9 protein-coding genes are annotated in these 16,251 nt (G+C 75.0%); 3 read left to right on the top strand and 6 right to left on the bottom strand.

The features are described 5' to 3' along the window. Window positions 1-10: 10 nt before the first annotated feature. Window positions 11-2,299: a hypothetical protein gene (locus tag LG379_RS06330; RefSeq protein ID WP_225753737.1), complete on the bottom strand. Its 2,289-nt coding sequence runs from the start codon at window positions 2,297-2,299 to the stop codon at window positions 11-13. Window positions 2,300-2,511: 212 nt separating this feature from the next. Here LG379_RS06330 and LG379_RS06335 point away from each other — a divergent pair, with 212 nt between their 5' ends. From LG379_RS06335 to LG379_RS06345, 3 genes are read left to right on the top strand one after another with little or no spacing between them, the layout of a single operon-like run. Continuing rightward, window positions 2,512-3,738 carry a hypothetical protein gene (locus LG379_RS06335; protein ID WP_225753738.1) on the top strand — a complete coding sequence of 409 codons (1,227 nt, stop codon included), beginning with the start codon at window positions 2,512-2,514 and terminating at the stop codon, window positions 3,736-3,738. Next, the gene (locus LG379_RS06340) at window positions 3,735-4,742 is read left to right on the top strand and encodes a hypothetical protein (RefSeq protein WP_225753739.1); all 1,008 of its coding nucleotides are present in this window, start codon (window positions 3,735-3,737) and stop codon (window positions 4,740-4,742) included. Before LG379_RS06335 ends, LG379_RS06340 begins: the two co-directional genes overlap by 4 nt. Before the next feature lie 26 nt (window positions 4,743-4,768). Further along, a complete protein-coding gene (locus LG379_RS06345) occupies window positions 4,769-5,719 on the top strand; it encodes a tetratricopeptide repeat protein (protein ID WP_225753740.1) in 951 nt (316 codons plus the stop codon). Window positions 5,720-5,851: 132 nt separating this feature from the next. On the opposite strand, the gene glgB is transcribed toward LG379_RS06345, so the two are convergent. From glgB to glgX, 5 genes are all read right to left on the bottom strand, one after another. Continuing rightward, window positions 5,852-8,068 carry a 1,4-alpha-glucan branching protein GlgB gene (gene glgB, locus LG379_RS06350; protein ID WP_225753741.1) on the bottom strand — a complete coding sequence of 739 codons (2,217 nt, stop codon included), beginning with the start codon at window positions 8,066-8,068 and terminating at the stop codon, window positions 5,852-5,854. A gap of 88 nt (window positions 8,069-8,156) precedes the next feature. Next, a complete protein-coding gene (locus LG379_RS06355) occupies window positions 8,157-9,572 on the bottom strand; it encodes a phosphotransferase (protein WP_225753742.1) in 1,416 nt (471 codons plus the stop codon). Between the two features lie 56 nt (window positions 9,573-9,628). Beyond that, on the bottom strand, window positions 9,629-11,428 hold the full coding sequence (gene treS, locus LG379_RS06360; RefSeq protein ID WP_370634449.1) for a maltose alpha-D-glucosyltransferase: 1,800 nt from the start codon (window positions 11,426-11,428) through the stop codon (window positions 9,629-9,631). Then, entirely contained in the window at window positions 11,425-13,437 is a 2,013-nt protein-coding gene (locus LG379_RS06365; RefSeq protein WP_225753743.1) for an alpha-1,4-glucan--maltose-1-phosphate maltosyltransferase, read from the bottom strand. Before LG379_RS06365 ends, treS begins: the two co-directional genes overlap by 4 nt. 477 nt (window positions 13,438-13,914) lie before the next feature. After that, complete coding sequence (gene glgX / locus LG379_RS06370; protein ID WP_225753744.1) at window positions 13,915-16,152, bottom strand: glycogen debranching protein GlgX; 2,238 nt, start codon at window positions 16,150-16,152, stop codon at window positions 13,915-13,917. Between the last annotated feature and the right edge of the window lie 99 nt (window positions 16,153-16,251).

The following is a 16,251-nucleotide window of genomic DNA, read 5'->3' on the forward strand; positions in this document are numbered from 1 at the left end:
AGCCGGTCGATCAGGCGCGGGACCGGCGGGCGGCCGTCGAGCGGGCGCCGGTCGCGTCCTTCGCGCGGGGTGCGGGGACCGAGGCGCCGTCGTCGTCATGCGACCCGGCGTCGGGCCCGGCGTCGTCGGGTCCCTCGTCGTCGGGTCCCTCGTCGTCGGGGCCGTCGTCGGGTCCCTCGTCGTCCGTGGCGACGTCGCCGGCCTCCCCGGCGGGCGCGGCGTCGGACGTCTCCGTGGTGGTCGGCTCCTCGTCGTCCGCCGCGGACGCGTCGGCGCGGTCCGACTCCTCGGCGTCGTCGCCGTCGCCCCCCGCGGCGTCGTCCGCCACCGCACCGTCGTCGTCCCCGAGCGCGGGGGTCGCGGCGGCGCCGTCCTCGGCGACCTCCGCCGTGGCGTCGTCGGAGTCCTCCAGCGCCGCGGGGACACCGGTCGCGACGAACCGCGCCTCGGCGTCGATCGCCCGCTCGAGGGTGCGACGGTTCGGCACGGGGTCGTGGCCCAGGAGGTTCCGCAGCTCGTCGAGGTAGCTCGTGATCGCCTCGCGCTGGCGGTTGAGGTCCTCGACCTGCCGCTGGGCACTCGTCCGCTCCCGCTCCGCCTCGGTCATGGCGTCGGACAGGGAGCGCTCGGCGTGCTCGCGCGCGTCGCCGACGACCCGGTCCGCGTTGCGCCGGGCGTTCGACAGCAGCTCCTTGGCGTGCGTGTCCGCGTCCCGGCGGATGTTCTCCGCCTGCTCGAGGGCCAGCGCCACGCGGCGCTCGGCGTCGGCGGCGTGGGCCTCGGCGTCCGAGACGAGGCGCTCGGTCTCGGCCCGGGCGGCCTCGTGGCGCTCGCCGTCGGCCCGCTCGGACGCCTCCCGGCGGGACGCGATCTCGAGCTCGGCCTCGGCGAGCGTGCGCCGGGCCTCCTCCCGCAGGGCGTCCGACTCCACCTTGGCGGCGCCGGTCAGCTCGGCGGCGGCACGCTGCGCCTCCGTGGTGAGCCGGTCGACCTCGAGACGTGTCCGTTCGCGCAGCTCGGTGGACTCGCGCAGCGTGAGCGAGCGCAGCTCGGCCGTCTCCCGCTCGGTCGTCGCGCGGAGCTCGGCGGCCTCCTGCTCCGTGGTCGCACGCAGGTCCGTCGTCTCCCGCGCCGTGCGCTCCCGCAGCTCGGTCGTCTCCCGCTCCGCCGCCACGCGCAGCTCCGAGGCGTAGGCGTCCGCGTCGGCGCGCTGGGCGGCGATCTCGTCGCCCACGGCCGCGCGCAGGGCGGCCACCTCGTCGGCGACGGTGGACCGCAGCTCGGCGACCTCGCGGTCCGCCGTCGCCCGGACGAACCCGGCGTACTGGTCCGCCTCCGCCCGCACCGCCGCGGCCTCGGTCTCCGCCCGCTGCGCCAGAGCGCGTGCGTCACGCTCCGCGGCGGCGCGGAGGGCGTCGGCCTTCTCGGCCGCGTCCGCCCGCACCTGTGCGGCTGCGGCCTCGGTCCGGCGGCGCAGGTCGCCCGTCTCGCGCTCCGCGGTCGTCCGCAGCGTCGCGACGTACTCCTCGGCGTCCGCACGCAGGTCGGCGGTCTCCGCCGCGGTGCGCTGACGCAGGTCCGTCGTCTCCGCGTCGGCGGTGGCCCGAAGGTCCTCCGCGTAGTGCTCGGCCTCCTCGCGAAGTCGCGTCGTCTCGGACTCCGTGGTGCTGCGCAGCTCCGCCGCCGCGCGCTCCGTCTCGACCCGCAGCTCGGTCGTCTCCCGCTCCACGGTCGCCCGGAGCGTGCCGAGCTCGCGCTCGAGCGTGGTGCGCCGCTCGCTCTCCTCGGTCGTGATGGCGCTGGAGATCCGGGCGGCCTCGCGCTCCGCCGAGCCGACGAGCTCCTCCGCGCGGCGCTGGGCCGACGTCACGGCATGCTCGGACTCCGACGCCGCCGTGCTGCGCAGGTCCTCGGCCTCGCGGCGGGCCGTGGCGAGCATCTCGGCGACCTCGTTCTCGGCGCGGGCACGCATCTGGTCCGCGGCGAGCTTCGCCCGTGCGACCGAGTCCGCCGCCTGGGCGTTCGCCTGCGCGACGACGTCGGAGGACTGCTCCTCGGCCGAGCGGAGCAGGTGCTCGATGCGCGAGCCGAGACCGGAGTAGGTGGGCCGCTCCGCCTCGCGGAGCTGCCGGTGCGCCTCGGACAGCTCGCCCGCGATCTGCATGGCGCGCGAGTCGAGCTGCTCGACCTGCCCGCGGGCGTCCCCGAGCTGCTTCTCCAGGGTCTGCAGTCGCTGCTCGACCTGGACGCGGTCGTAGCCCCGCATGACGACGGGGAAGATCGGACGCTCGTCGGGCACTGCATCCTCCTGGCGAAGCTCGGGTGTTCCCGCGCGGCGGCGGCGGCCCGGACGGGCGCCTTGCCGCGCCGTGGACGACGGCCGGTGCTGCGGTGGCTGCCGCCGCACCGTCTCTCAGGGTAACGGTCGCCGAACGGGGCCCGTCCCGCTCGAGGCGACCACGGACAGGGGCCTGACCTATGGTTGATCGTCACCTCCGAAGGGATCTGCTCGTGCTCCAGCGCGCTCTGGGGGCGCTCCTGTGCGTCCTGGGCCTCGTCGTCGCCGGCCTGGCCGTGGCGTCCGCCACCGTCTGGCGGGCGCCGGACACGCTCACGGCGTCGGCCACGGCCGACGGCACCCTGCTCATGACGGACCCGGGGGTCCTCGACCTCGCGGCCGACGACGTCACGGTCCGGGCCGAGGCCGACGGCGCGACCGTCGCCGTCGCGCTGGGCCGCACCGTCGACGTCGAGGGGTGGGTCGGCGAGGACCCGGTCACCCGGGTCACCGGGCTGGCCGACCGCACGACGCTCGCGACCGACGGCGGCGCCGGGGGAGCGGAGCAGGCCGCCGCTCCCGACCCCCGCGGCTCCGACCTGTGGGTCGAGGAGGTCTCGGGCGAGGGGACCGCGGAGCTCGTCTGGGAGGCGCAGGACGGACGGTGGAGCGTCCTCGTCGCCTCGGTCGACCCCGCCGTCCAGCCCACCCTCACGCTGTCCTGGCCGCAGACCGTCACGACCCCGTGGCTGGTCCCCGGGCTGGTCGTCGGTGGCCTCCTGCTCCTCGCCGGCCTGGTGCTGCTGCTCTTCGCGCTGCGATCGCGACGGGCTCGCCCGGTCGCGTCGGTGGGCGCCTCGGACCCCGCACTGACCAGCCGGCCGCCAGGCTCCGGCGCGCAGGCCGACGGGACTGCTGCGGCGGGAGACCGGCCGCTCACACGACGGGAGATGCGGGAGCTGCAGACGCGCACGACCGCCGGCGCCGCGGCGACGTCGGACGACCCGTCGGCCACTACGCCGATGCCCGTCGCCCCGCCGACCCCGGCCGACATCCGGCCCGCTCGGGCGACGGGTGGACCGCCCGCGGACGCGGCACCGGGCACCACCCCGGTGCGCCCGGTGCGCCCGACGCCGGCCCGCCCCAGCGGCGCGGCCCCGGCCCCGCACGACGCAGCGCCGGCGCAGCCGGACGACGCAGCGCCGGCGTCGCCGCCCCCCGCGCCGTCGGCACCCGCTCCCGCCCCGTCGTCACCCGCTCCCGCGCCGTCGGCACCCGCGCCTGCCCGCGCCCCGTCCGCGTGGCGTCAGACCTGGGGACTGCCGGGCGGTGGTGACGCGGCGACCGGCGGGTCGGGCGGCGACACCGCGGACGCCGCTGCCCCGAAGGCCCCGGCCCGACCGGATGCGGACGACACCCCGGACGACCGACGGACCGACGACGAGGGAGGAGCACGATGACGCGCCGTCACGGCTTCCGTGTCCCCCCACCCGCCCGTGCGCTCGGTGCCGTGGTGGGCGCGGCCCTGCTGGCCGGGTGCGCCCAGCCGCTGCCGACACCGTCCCCCGAGCCGGTCCCCGCGACGCCGTCGTCCTCCGTCACGCCGGAGCAGGCGGAGGACGTGCTCGCAGCGATGGCCGAGGCGGTCGCGGCTGCGGACGCCGCGAAGGCGGTCGACCCGGCGGCCACCCGCGTCACTGGCCCCGCAGCGACGCTGCGCACCGCCGAGTACACGCTCGCGGCGGCCGGCGCCGAGGGGGCCGTCACCCCGCTGCCCGAGGCCGCGCAGACCATCGTCACCACGGCGACGGACGAGTGGCCGCGCACGATGGTCGTCGTCACGGAGCCGCCGGCGGACCTGCAGGCGCCGCTGCTGCTCACCCTCGTCCAGGAGGGGCCGCGTGACCCGTACCGGCTGTGGGCCTGGGTGCGCCTCTTCCCCGGGACGCAGATGCCCCCGACCGCACAGCCCGAGGTGGGCAACGCGCCCGTCCCGCCGGACTCCACGGACGTCCTCGTGCCGCCCGCGGAGCTCATGCAGCGCTACGTGGACGTCCTGACCAACGGCGACGCGTCCCCGCACGCGGGGCTGTTCGGCGCGGACCCCTTGCGGGAGAACCTCACAGGGCTGCGCCAGGCGTACGCGCAGACCGCCGCGAACGGGGGCACCGTCACGGAGAGCATCATGCCGCTGGAGGAGGGCCCCGTCGCGATCGGCACCGCGGACGGGGGGGCCATCGTCACCGGCGGCTTCCGGCTGACGATCTCCATCGCCCTCCAGGACAGCACCCTCACGGTGGACCCCGCGACGGCGGCCTTCCTGGGTGGCGCGACGACGCTCGCCTCGTCCCTCGAGCTCACCTTCGTCGGTACCGTTGCCTTCGACGTCCCGCCGGCCGGCAGCGACGAGCAGGTCACGCTGCTCGGCGGCGAGTTCTCGCTGACCGGCGCCACCGGAGCCTGAGTCCCGACCTTCCCGGAGAGTCCCGCATGACGCAGCCCACCGGCCCCCGCCCGCGCCTCGACGTGCGTGGCGCGGTCGACCTCTCAGCCCTCGGGCGCCCGCCCGCCCCGGCACCCGGCGGTCCCGCGGGCGCCGCACCGGCGGGGGACGACGGCGTCGCGGCCGGCGTGGTCGTCGACGTCACGGAGGCCACCTTCCCGGAGGTGGTGCAGCGCTCCGTCGAGGTGCCGGTGCTGCTCTCCCTGTGGGCGGCGGGGGACGCGGCGAGCACCTCCGTCACCGCGACCCTCGTCCAGATCGCGGGCGAGCTGGGCGGCCGGCTCCTCGTCGGCCGCATCGACGTCGAGCGCAGCCCGCAGGTCGCGCAGGCGGTGTCCGCGCAGTCCGGCAGCACCGTCGTCGCCGTGGTGAAGGGGCAGGCGGTCCCGCTGCCACCGCTCGAGCAGGCCACCGCGGAGCAGGTGCGCGCCGTCGTGGACCAGGTGCTCCAGATGGCCGAGGCGAACGGGGTCACCGGCCGTGTCGACGTCGGTGGCGAGGCGCCGGAGCCCGAGGAGCCGCCGCTCCCGCCGCTGCACCAGGAGGCGTACGACGCCATCGAGCGCGACGACCTCGACGCGGCCGCGTCCGCCTACACCAGGGCGCTCGCGGAGAACCCGCGCGACGAGGACGCCCGGATCGGTCTGGCCCAGGTGGAGCTCCTGCGCCGCACGCAGGACGTCGACCCGGCGACGGCGCGGGCCGCCGCAGCCGCGGACGCGACGGACGTCGAGGCGCAGCTCCTGGTCGCCGACCTCGACGTCCTCGGCGGGAAGGTGGAGGACGCGTTCACCCGCCTGGTAGACACGGTCCGGCGCACCGCGGGCGACGACCGCGAGCGGGCGCGGGTCCGGCTGGTGGAGCTCTTCGCCGTGGTCGGCGACACGGACCCGCGCGTCATGACCGCGCGTCGCGCGCTGGCGAGCGCGCTGTACTGACCAGGGCGCCCTGACCAGGGGGCACCGACCGGGGTGGACTGCCGAGGGTGCACCCACTCCCGCGGCGCACGTCCGCCAGGAGAAGGACGGACGGGCCGGGGCGACGTCACGTCGCCCCGGCCCGTCCTCGTCTCACGCGGTCGAGGGCGCCTGGTCCTCGGGGACGAGGAAGATCGCGCCGAGCGCGGGGACCCGCAGCCGCACGGAGTGGCTCTGCGCGTGCCGCGGCTGGGCGACCGCCTCGACCCGGCCGAGGTTGCCCACGCCGGAGCCGCCGTAGACCTCGCTGTCGGTGTTGAGCGCCTCGCGCCACGTCCCGCCGTGCGGCAGGCCCAGGTGGTACTCCTCGTGCACCGTCCCCGCGAAGTTCACGACGACGACGACGCTGCGGCCCGTACCGTCCCGTCGGATGTACGACAGGACGTTGTGCCCGGCGTCCTGGGCGTCGATCCACTCGAAGCCCGCGGGGTCCGCGTCGAGCCGCCAGAACGACGGCTCCTCGCGGTAGACACGGTTGAGGTCCGTCACGAGCCGGCTGACGCCGGCGTGACGGTCGTACTGCAGCAGGTGCCAGTCCAGGCTGCGGCTCTCGCTCCACTCGGCGGTCTGGCCGAACTCGCTGCCCATGAAGAGCAGCTGCTTGCCGGGGTGCGACCACTGGTAGGCGAGGAGGCCGCGCAGCCCGGCGGTCTCCTGCCACTCGTCGCCCGGCATCTTGCCGATGAGCGAGCCCTTGCCGTGCACGACCTCGTCGTGGCTGATGGGCAGGACGAAGTGCTCCGAGAACGCGTAGACGAGGGAGAACGTCACCTCGTGGTGGTGGTAGCGCCGGTTGATGGGCTCCTCCGCGACGTACCGGAGGGTGTCGTTCATCCAGCCCATGTTCCACTTCAGGCCGAACCCCAGGCCGCCGTGGTCCGTGGGCGTCGTGACGCCCGGCCAGGCGGTGGACTCCTCGGCGATCATCATGACGCCCGGGGTGCGGCGGTACGCCGTGGCGTTGGCCTCCTGGATGAAGCGGATGGCCTCGAGGTTCTCCCGGCCGCCGTGGATGTTGGGGCGCCACTGCCCGTGGCTGCGCGAGTAGTCGAGGTAGAGCATCGACGCGACCGCGTCGACGCGCAGGCCGTCGACGTGGAACTCCTCGAGCCAGTACGTGGCGTTGGCGACGAGGAAGTTGCGCACCTCGTTCCGGCCGAAGTTGAAGACGAACGTGCCCCAGTCCGGCTGCTCCCCGAGCAGCGGGTCCGGGTGCTCGTACAGGGGCGTCCCGTCGAACCGGCCCAGCGCCCACTCGTCCTTGGGGAAGTGCGCGGGCACCCAGTCGAGGATGACGCCGATCCCCGCCTGGTGGAGGCGGTCGACCAGGTAGCGGAAGTCGTCCGGGTGGCCGAAGCGCGACGTCGGCGCGTAGTAGGAGCTGACCTGGTAGCCCCAGGAGCCGCCGAAGGGGTGCTCGGCGACCGGCATGAGCTCCACGTGGGTGAAGCCCATCTCCAGCACGTACTCCGTCAGCTGGTCGGCGAGCTCCCGGTAGCTGAGGCCGGGTCGCCAGGAGCCGAGGTGCACCTCGTAGATGCTGAGGGGGCCGTGGTGCGGGTCGGAGGCGGCGCGACGCTCCAGCCACGCCGCGTCGTGCCAGTCGTGCGTCGACTCGACGACCACGGAGGCCGTCGCCGGCGGCACCTCGGTGCCCTTGGCCATGGGGTCGGCCTTCTGCCGCCACGACCCGTCGGCGGTGAGGATCTCGAACTTGTAGCGCGCGCCCGGGCCGACGCCCGGCACGAAGATCTCCCACACGCCGCTGCTGCCGAGGGTGCGCAGCACGTGGGCCGCGCCCTGCCAGTGGTTGAAGTCACCGACCAGCCGCACGGCACGGGCGTTCGGTGCCCACACCGCGAAGGACGTGCCCCGCACCTCGCCCAGGACGCTCGGGTACGTGCGGGGGTTGGCGCCCAGCACGGTCCACAGCTCCTCGTGGCGTCCCTCGGCCACGAGGTGCAGGTCCATCTCGCCGAGGGTCGGCAGGAAGCGGTACGGGTCGTCGGTGGTGGTGACGTGGTCGCCGTAGGTGACCCGGAGGCGGTAGTCGGGCACCTCGTCGGCGGCGAAGGTGGTGACCCACACGCCCTGGTGCTCGTGCTGCGCCTCGTGCTCGCCGTCCGGGGTGACGACCACGACCGCGTCGGCGAGCGGGCGCAGCGCGCGGACCGTGACGCTGCCCGCATCGAGGTGCGCGCCGAGCACCCGGTGGGGGTCGACGTGAGCGCCGGAGGCGAGGGCCTCGAGCTCTTCGCGGGCGACGTGCCGAGGTGCCGGCTGGGCCGGTGACGGGGGCTTGGTGCTCATGGTCTTTACCCTCCCACGCTGCTCCCGGCCGTGCACGGAGGAGTCAGCCCTTGATCGTGATGGTCCCGCGGCGTGCCCTGCAGGCCTGTCAGCGCGTCCGCGCGAGGAGGCGGTCGACGCCGTCCAGGGGGATGTGCACCCACGACGGCCGGTTGCGCGACTCGTAGACGACCTCGTACAGCGCCTTGTCCAGCTCGAGGGCGCGCAGCAGCCCGGTCGTGGTGCCCGCGGCCGCCCCTGCCGTGCCCGTGGAGGCCGCGGCTCCCTCCGCCACCCCGGCCTCCGTGAGGTAGCCGTCGACCAGGCGCGCGCGCGACTCCTCGGCCCACCAGGCGGAGGCGGCGCCACCGACGGCCGCGGCGTAGTCGAGGGAGCGCAGCATCCCCGCGAGGTCGCGCAGCGCGAGGTCGGGACGGTTCCGCTCCGCCTCGGAGGCGGAGGGCTCGCCCTCGAAGTCCAGGACGGACCAGCCCCGGTCGGCCGAGTGCAGGACCTGACCCAGGTGGTAGTCGCCGTGCACGCGCTGCAGCGGGGGGAGGTCGGTCAGGCGCTCGACCTCGCCGAACAGGCCCTCGACCGCGGGCGCGCGGTCCGCGAGGACCGGGGCCGCCGCGACGGCGGCCGCCGCCCGGGAGCGCAGCACCGCCACGACGCCGTGCGCGGGGGCGTTCCCCGCGGACGCCGTCGGCAGGGCCGACCGCAGCGCGGCGTGCATCTGCGCCGTCGTGCGGCCCAGGTCCTCGGCGAGGGCGCCGAACGACGCCCCCTCGGCCGCGTACCGGCACGCGAGCTCGAAGCCGTCCTCCGCGCCCAGGACGAGCTCGCTGAGGACCCCCAGGTGACCGGTCTCGGCCGCCCTCGTGGCCTCGGCGTCCCCGGGGACGGGCTCCGACCGGGACGGGTCGGCCGGCCATGCACCCGTGAGCCAGGCGAGCGGTCGCGGTACGCCGCGCCACCCCGCCTCGCTGAGCGCCAGCGGCACCTCCACGTCCGGGTTGGCACCGGTGCTGACGCCCCGGAACACCTTGAGGATGGCCGGCGGGTCCAGCGTCGGCAGGATCACGGAGGTGTTGGACTGCTCGCCGGAGAGCACCCGCATGCCGGTCAGGTCGGGCGTGCCCACGGCGTCCCCGGGCTCCGGCCGCTCCGCGGCAGCGAGCCACGCCCGCACGAACGCGGGGTCGTGGCAGCCGTCCACGACCACCGTGCCGTCCGGCGTGCGCCCGACGACGGCGGCCTCGGGCAGCCCGCCGTCGTCCGCCCGCAGGACGAGAGGGACCTGGAGCAGGGCGCCGGACGGGAGGCGCAGCAGGTGGAGCCCCACGCGCCCCTGCCCCTCGGGGTCCTCGAGGTCCAGGACGGCGACGCGCTGGAACGAGCCGGCGGTGCCCTTCGCCGGGAACCAGCGCCGACCCGGCAGCCACGACTCGAGCGCCGCCATGACGCCGTCGTCTGCCGGGGGGCGGGCGGTGAGCGGGTGGTCCGTGGTGCTGGGCGGGGTCATGCCACCTCCGGTGGTCGGTGCGCGCCCGAGGGCTGACGGGGCGCGTGGGGAGCCGGTCAGCCGTCCGTGGGCGTCCCCGGCGGGTCGACGGTCAGCCAGAAGAAGTCGCGCGAGCCGAGGGTCACGAACACCTCGCCGTCGGAGCCGACCGTGGAGAACGGGGCTCCGCCGAACACGTCCCGCAGGACGTGCCCGGCCTGGCGGGGCACGTGGACCTTCGTCGCGCGCGGGGTCGCCGCCATGTTGGCGACGCACAGGACGGTCTCCTCCGGCGTCGAGCGCAGGTACGCGAGCACCGCCTCGTCGTCGGTGCGCAGGGCGGTGAACGTGCCGAGCCCGAAGGCGGGGTGCTGCCGGCGGACCGTGAGCATGCCGTGCACCCAGTGCAGGAGGGAGGCGGGCTGGGCCAGCTGCGCCTCGACGTTCGTGGTCGTGTAGTGGTGCACGAGCGACTGCACGACGGGCAGGTACAGCTTCCCGGGGTCAGCCGTGGAGAAGCCCGAGTTGCGGTCGGGCGTCCACTGCATCGGGGTGCGCACCGCGTCGCGGTCGGGCAGCCAGATGTTGTCCCCCATGCCGATCTCGTCGCCGTAGTACAGGCACGGGCTGCCCGGCAGCGACAGGAGCAGGGCGTGCGCGAGCTCGATCTCCGCACGCGAGTTGTCCAGCAGCGGGGCGAGCCGCCGGCGGATGCCGACGTTGGCACGCATCCGGGGGTCCGGGGCGTACCAGCCGTACATCGACGCGCGCTCCTCCGTGGAGACCATCTCGAGGGTGAGCTCGTCGTGGTTGCGCAGGAACGTGCTCCACTGGCCGGCGCTCGGGATGTCGGGGGTGTCGGCGAGGATGTCCACGATCGAGGTGGCGCGCTGGTCCTTGATCGAGTAGTAGATGCGCGGCATCACCGGGAAGTGGAAGCACATGTGGCACTCGGGGTCGGTGTCCGTGCCGTAGTACGGCGCGACGTCCTCGGGCCACTGGTTGGCCTCCGCGAGCATGATGCGCCCGGGGAACTCCTGGTCGACCATCCGCCGGATCTCCGCGAGGTACTCGTGGGTCCGGGGCAGGTTCTCGCAGTTGGTGCCCTCCTCCTCGAAGAGGTACGGCACCGCGTCGAGCCGGAACCCGTCCACGCCCAGGCGCAGCCAGAACCGTGCGACGTCGAGCATGGCCTCCCGCACGTGCGGGTTCTCGAAGTTGAGGTCCGGCTGGTGGCTGAAGAACCGGTGCCAGAAGTACTGCCGGCGCACCGGGTCGAACGTCCAGTTCGACGTCTCGGTGTCGACGAAGATGATGCGCGCGTCCTCGTACCGCGTGTTGTCGTCGCTCCACACGTAGAAGTCGCCGTACGGCCCCTCGGGGTCGGAGCGGGAGGACTGGAACCAGGGGTGCTGGTCGCTGGTGTGGTTCATGACCAGGTCGATGACGACCCGCATGCCGCGCGCGTGGCACTGCTCCATGAGCTCGGTGAAGTCCTGGATCGTGCCGTACTGCGGGGCGATGGCCGTGTAGTCGGCGACGTCGTACCCGCCGTCGCGCAGCGGCGAGGGGTAGAACGGCGGCAGCCACAGGCAGTCCACGCCGAGCCACTGGAGGTAGTCCAGGCGCTCGATGAGGCCGCGCAGGTCCCCGGACCCCGCCCCGGTGGAGTCGCTGAAGGACCGCAGCATGACCTCGTAGAAGACGGCCTTCTTGTACCAGTCGGGGTCCTCCGCGAGGCCGCCGCCCGCCGCGGGGCGCGAGGGGGCGGACGGCTGCGGACGGGGCGGCAGGGCCTCTGCCGGGTCCACCACGCGCAGGGCGCCCGTGTCCACGGGTGCGGGGTCGGGACGGGGGGACGAGGGGGTGGAGCTCACAGGGTCCTCACGTGGATGACGTGGGCGCACTGGGCCCACGGGTCGAGGCGGACGTAGGGGCGGGCACCCCAGGCGTACACGGCGCCGGAGAGCAGGTCGTGGGCGGCGAGCACCGGCTCGTCGCCCACCGGGGCGGGCAGGCCCAGCGCGGCGAGGTCGAGCTGGACGACGCCGTCGCGCGTGTGGTGCGGGTCGGTGTTCACGACGACGACGACCGTGTCCTCGACGCCGGTCGGCGACTGCGCCGCGGTGACCCGGCGGGAGAACGCGACGAGGGCGTCGTCGGACGTGGGGTGCACCGTCAGGCCCCGCAGCCGCTGCAGCGCCGGGTGCTCGCGCCGGATCGCGTTGAGCTGGCCCAGGAGGCGGGCGATGCCGATCTCCTCCGCGACCGCCCAGTCACGCGGCTTGAACTCGTACTTCTCGTTGTCGATCTGCTCCTCGACGCCGGGCCGGGGCACGTTCTCCACCAGCTCGTAGCCGGAGTAGATGCCCCACGTGGGCGACCCGGTCGCGGCCAGGACGGCCCGGATGGCGAAGGCGGCCGCGCCGCCGTGCTGCATGTAGGGCGTGAGGATGTCGTGGGTCGTCGGCCAGAAGCTCGGGCGCATGTACGCGGCCGCCTCACCCGAGACCTCCGTGAGGTACTCCTCGATCTCCGCCTTGGTGTTGCGCCACGTGAAGTACGTGTAGGACTGGTGGAAGCCGATCTTCGCGAGCGTGTGCATCATCGCCGGGCGCGTGAACGCCTCGGAGAGGAACACGACCTCGGGGTGGTCCGCCGCGATGTCGCGCAGGATCCGCTCCCAGAACACGAGCGGCTTGGTGTGCGGGTTGTCGACGCGGAAGGCCGTGACGCCGTGGTCGATCCACACCTGCAGGACCCGGCGCATCTCGTGGTAGATGCCCTCGGGGTCGTTGTCGAAGTTGAGCGGGTAGATGTCCTGGTACTTCTTCGGCGGGTTCTCCGCGTAGGCGATCGAGCCGTCGATCCGCGTCGTGAACCACTCGGGGTGCGCGGTGACCCACGGGTGGTCGGGGGAGCACTGGAGGGCGACGTCGAGGGCGACCTCCAACCCCTGAGCCCGCGCCTGCTCGACGAACCAGTCGAAGTCCTCGAAGGTGCCCAGCTCGGGGTGGATCGCGTCGTGGCCGCCCTCGGCCGATCCGATCGCGTAGGGCGAGCCCGGGTCGCCCGGCTCCGTGCTCAGGGAGTTGTTGCGGCCCTTGCGATGCGTGGTGCCGATCGGGTGGACCGGCGTGAGGTAGACGACGTCGAAGCCCATCGCCGCGATCGCGGGCAGCCGCTCGGCCGCGGTGCGCAGCGTGCCGGAGCGCCAGCGGCCCGTCGTCTCGTCGAGGACGGCGCCCTCCGAGCGGGGGAAGAACTCGTACCACGACCCGACGAGCGCCTTCTCCCGCTGCACGAGGAGCGGGTACGTCGCGGACGGGGTCACGTACTCGCGGAAGGGGGCGGCGGCCAGGACGCCGACGACGGCCTCGTCCAGGCCGGCCGCGAGGCGCTCCGCCGGGGCGCGGTGGGTGTCCCGCAGCGCTCCGACGGCGTCCAGCAGCACGGCGCGCCGCGCGTCGTCGACCTCGCTCCGGTCGGCCGCCCGCTCCAGCAGCGCGGCGCCCTCGGCGAGCATGAGCTCGACGTCCACGCCGGCGCCGACCTTGATCGCCGCGTCGTGGCTCCACGTGCCGTAGGGGTCCGACCAGCCCTCGACCCGGAAGCCCCACGCACCCTCGGCGTCGGGCACGAGGTCGGCGCGGTAGTGGTCCAGGCCCTTGTTCACCACGTCCATCCGGACGCGGGAGTGGTCCGAGCCGTCGGGCGCGACGAGGACGGCGGTCGCGGCCACGGCGTCGTGGCCCTCGCGGAACACCGTGGCGGTGACCTCGACGGCCTCCCCGACGACCGCCTTGGCCGACCAGCGGCCGGCCTCCAAGACGGGCTGCACGTCGACGACGGGGATGCGTCCGACGGACAGGGGGCGGGACGTCACGGCGGGCCGTGCCTCCGGGGTGGTCGCAGGGGCGGCAGGGGCGGGGGCGGTGGCTCGCAGGCCGGTGGTGGCGGGGCCTCCGCGGCGGCCACCGTTCGGCGGGACCGGCGGCGGGGGTGCGGTCGGGCTGCTGGGGAGCGGGCGTCTGCGTCACGGGAGAGAAACTATCGGGGCGGGAGGGGCACCGGCACGCGGGGCGGTCCCGGAGGCCACCGATCCGCAGCCCCCGAGGCCGGACGGACGGACGCCCTCCGCGCCGCGGCGAGCACCGGTCGGTGGCGTGCCCGGTGGCTCGCGCCACCCCGACTCGCCTCGCTGACCTGCGGCGTCGTCGGCCGGGAGATGTAAGCGCTTGCACCCCGCCGGCCCGCCGGAGCGGCCCCCGGAAGGGCGCCCCGCGGCTCACCGCGCGCCCCGGCGACCATGATCCCGCTCGGCCGACGGAGTGTCGGCGTCCACGTGGTGGGCGCCCCCGGGCTACCGGGAGACGTGCACCTGCAGGGACAGCGGCTCGACGGTCAGACGGTCGCCCGGTGCCGCCGTGCGAGCACCGTCCGGGGACTCCGCGCCGGGCGACCCGTTGCCGTGACGCACCTCGGTGGGGTGCTCCGCCACGGAGTCCCACACGAGCTCCCAGTGGTCGCGCGCGCCGTCCGCGAGCGTCACCTCGACCGGGTCCAGCGCCCCGTTGATGACCAGGAGCGCCGCCGAGCCGTCGACCGTGGTCCGGATCATCTGCAGCGTGCGCACAGCCGGGTCCAGCCACTGGTCGTGCCGGAACGGGACGCCCTCGGCCGTCCGCCAGTCGAGGTCGGGCCGCGGGTCGAGGACCGAGCCGTCCGGCGCGGTGCGGGGGCGGCCGAGGTAGAAGTGCGGGGAGCGCAGCGCCGGGTACGCCCGCCGCAGGGCCAGCAGGTGCCGGGTGGTGGCGAGGAGGTCCTGCCGCCAGGGTGCGAGGTCCCAGTGCACCCACGACGTCGCGTCGTCCAGGCAGTACGGGTTGTTGTTGCCCTGCTGCGTCCTGCCGATCTCGTCGCCCGCGGTGATCATGGGCGTACCGGCCGAGAGCAGGAGCGTCCCGAGCAGGTTCCGCATCGAGCGCCGCCGCAGGGGGGCGATGTCCAGCGCGACGGACGAGCCCGTGACCGGCCCCTCGACGCCGTGGTTCCACGAGCGGTTGTTGTCCGTCCCGTCCTGGTTGCCCTCGCCGTTCGCCTCGTTGTGCTTGTGCTCGTAGGCGACCAGGTCGGCGAGCGTGAACCCGTCGTGCGCGGTGACGAAGTTCACCGACGCGACGGTGCCGCGCAGCAGCGGCGGGTCGCTGTGGCCGAAGAGGTCCGCGGACCCGGCGAGTCGCGTGGCGAGGTCGCGCACCCCGTGGCCGGGCCGCCCGTGCGCCGCCTCGCTCGGGTCCGCCAGCCAGAAGGTGCGCACGGCGTCCCGGAACCGGTCGTTCCACTCCGCCACCGGGGGCGGGAACTGCCCGGTCCGCCACCCGCCCGGGCCGAGGTCCCACGGCTCGGCGACGAGCTTGCGGTCGCGCAGCACGGGGTCGGTCTGGAGCGCGACGAGGAAGGGGTGCTCGGGGTTGAAGCCGTCCGCGTCGCGACCGAGGGTCACGGCGAGGTCGAACCGGAAGCCGTCGACGCCGACGACGTCGGCCCAGTAGCGCAGGGAGTCCAGCGCCAGCTGGACGACGCGCGGGCGGCGGAAGTCCAGGGTGTTGCCGCATCCGGTGAGGTCCGCGAAGCGGGCGGGCGAGCCGCCGTCGTGCAGGTAGTAGACGGTCGGGTCCAGACCGCGCCACGACAGCTGCAGCCCGTCCGTCCCGCCCTCGCACGTGTGGTTGAGCACGACGTCCAGGAGCACCTCGATCCCCGCCGCGTGGAGCAGGCGGACCATGCCCTTGACCTCGTCGAGCACGGCCTGGGCGCCGGCCTCGCGGGCGGCCGCCGTCGCGTAGGCACCGTGCGGGGCGAAGAAGCCGAGCGTGTTGTAGCCCCAGTAGTTGACGAGGCCCCGGCGGGTCAGGTGGGGCTCGTCCCCGATCGCCTGGATCGGCAGGAGCTCGAGCGTCGTCACGCCGAGCGACTGCAGGTGCTCGATCGTCGCCGGGTGGGCCAGCCCGGCGTACGTGCCGCGCAGGTGCTCCGGGACGCCGGGGAGCTCCTTCGTGAGCCCGCGCACGTGCGCCTCGTAGACGACCGTCCCCGCCCAGGGCACCCGGGGGCGGGGGACGGGCGCGCCGTCGAACCGGTCGTCGACGACGACGGAGTGGGGCACGGCGGCGCGGGAGTCCGTCGGGTCCAGCTCCGGCGCGGTCCCGACCGTGCGCCCCTGGGCGTCGACGCGGTGGCCGTGCACCGCCTGGCCCAGCAGCACGCTGCCGACGAGGCCTCGCGCGTACGGGTCCACGAGCAGCTTGGCGGGGTTGTACCGCGTCCCGGCGGCCGGGTCCCAGCGGCCGTGCGCCCGGAACCCGTAGTGCTGGCCGGCCCGGACCCCGGGGACGTGCGCGTGCCAGACGCCCAGTTCGGGGCCGGTGAGCGGGACGCGACGCTCGCGCCAGCCGTCGGGGCCGCCCGGGTCACGGTGGAGCAGGCACAGGTCCACCGCGGTCGCGTGCGAGGCGAGCACGGCGACGTCGACGCCGTCCTCCCGCAGGTGCACACCGAGCCGGTACGGGTCGGGCGAGGGCAGCGTGGGTTCGGTCATGGCGGTCCTAGTCTGCGGTACACCACGGCTGCGTCCGCCGACGGCGCACCGCCCGGCCGCACGCGACGGCTGCACGGATTCCCAGCGGGCGCTGAGGCC

The sequence above is a fragment of the Actinotalea sp. Marseille-Q4924 genome (genome assembly GCF_916618755.1).
Taxonomy (GTDB): domain Bacteria; phylum Actinomycetota; class Actinomycetes; order Actinomycetales; family Cellulomonadaceae; genus Actinotalea.

Excerpts from the sequence above, each read along its gene's own strand:
- LG379_RS06340 (WP_225753739.1), top strand. The coding sequence starts at position 3,735 with ATGACGCGCCGTCACGGCTTCCGTGTCCCCCCACCCGCCCGTGCGCTC.
- LG379_RS06345 (WP_225753740.1), top strand. The coding sequence starts at position 4,769 with ATGACGCAGCCCACCGGCCCCCGCCCGCGCCTCGACGTGCGTGGCGCG.
- glgB (WP_225753741.1), bottom strand. The coding sequence starts at position 8,068 with ATGAGCACCAAGCCCCCGTCACCGGCCCAGCCGGCACCTCGGCACGTC.
- LG379_RS06355 (WP_225753742.1), bottom strand. The coding sequence starts at position 9,572 with ATGACCCCGCCCAGCACCACGGACCACCCGCTCACCGCCCGCCCCCCG.
- glgX (WP_225753744.1), bottom strand. The coding sequence starts at position 16,152 with ATGACCGAACCCACGCTGCCCTCGCCCGACCCGTACCGGCTCGGTGTG.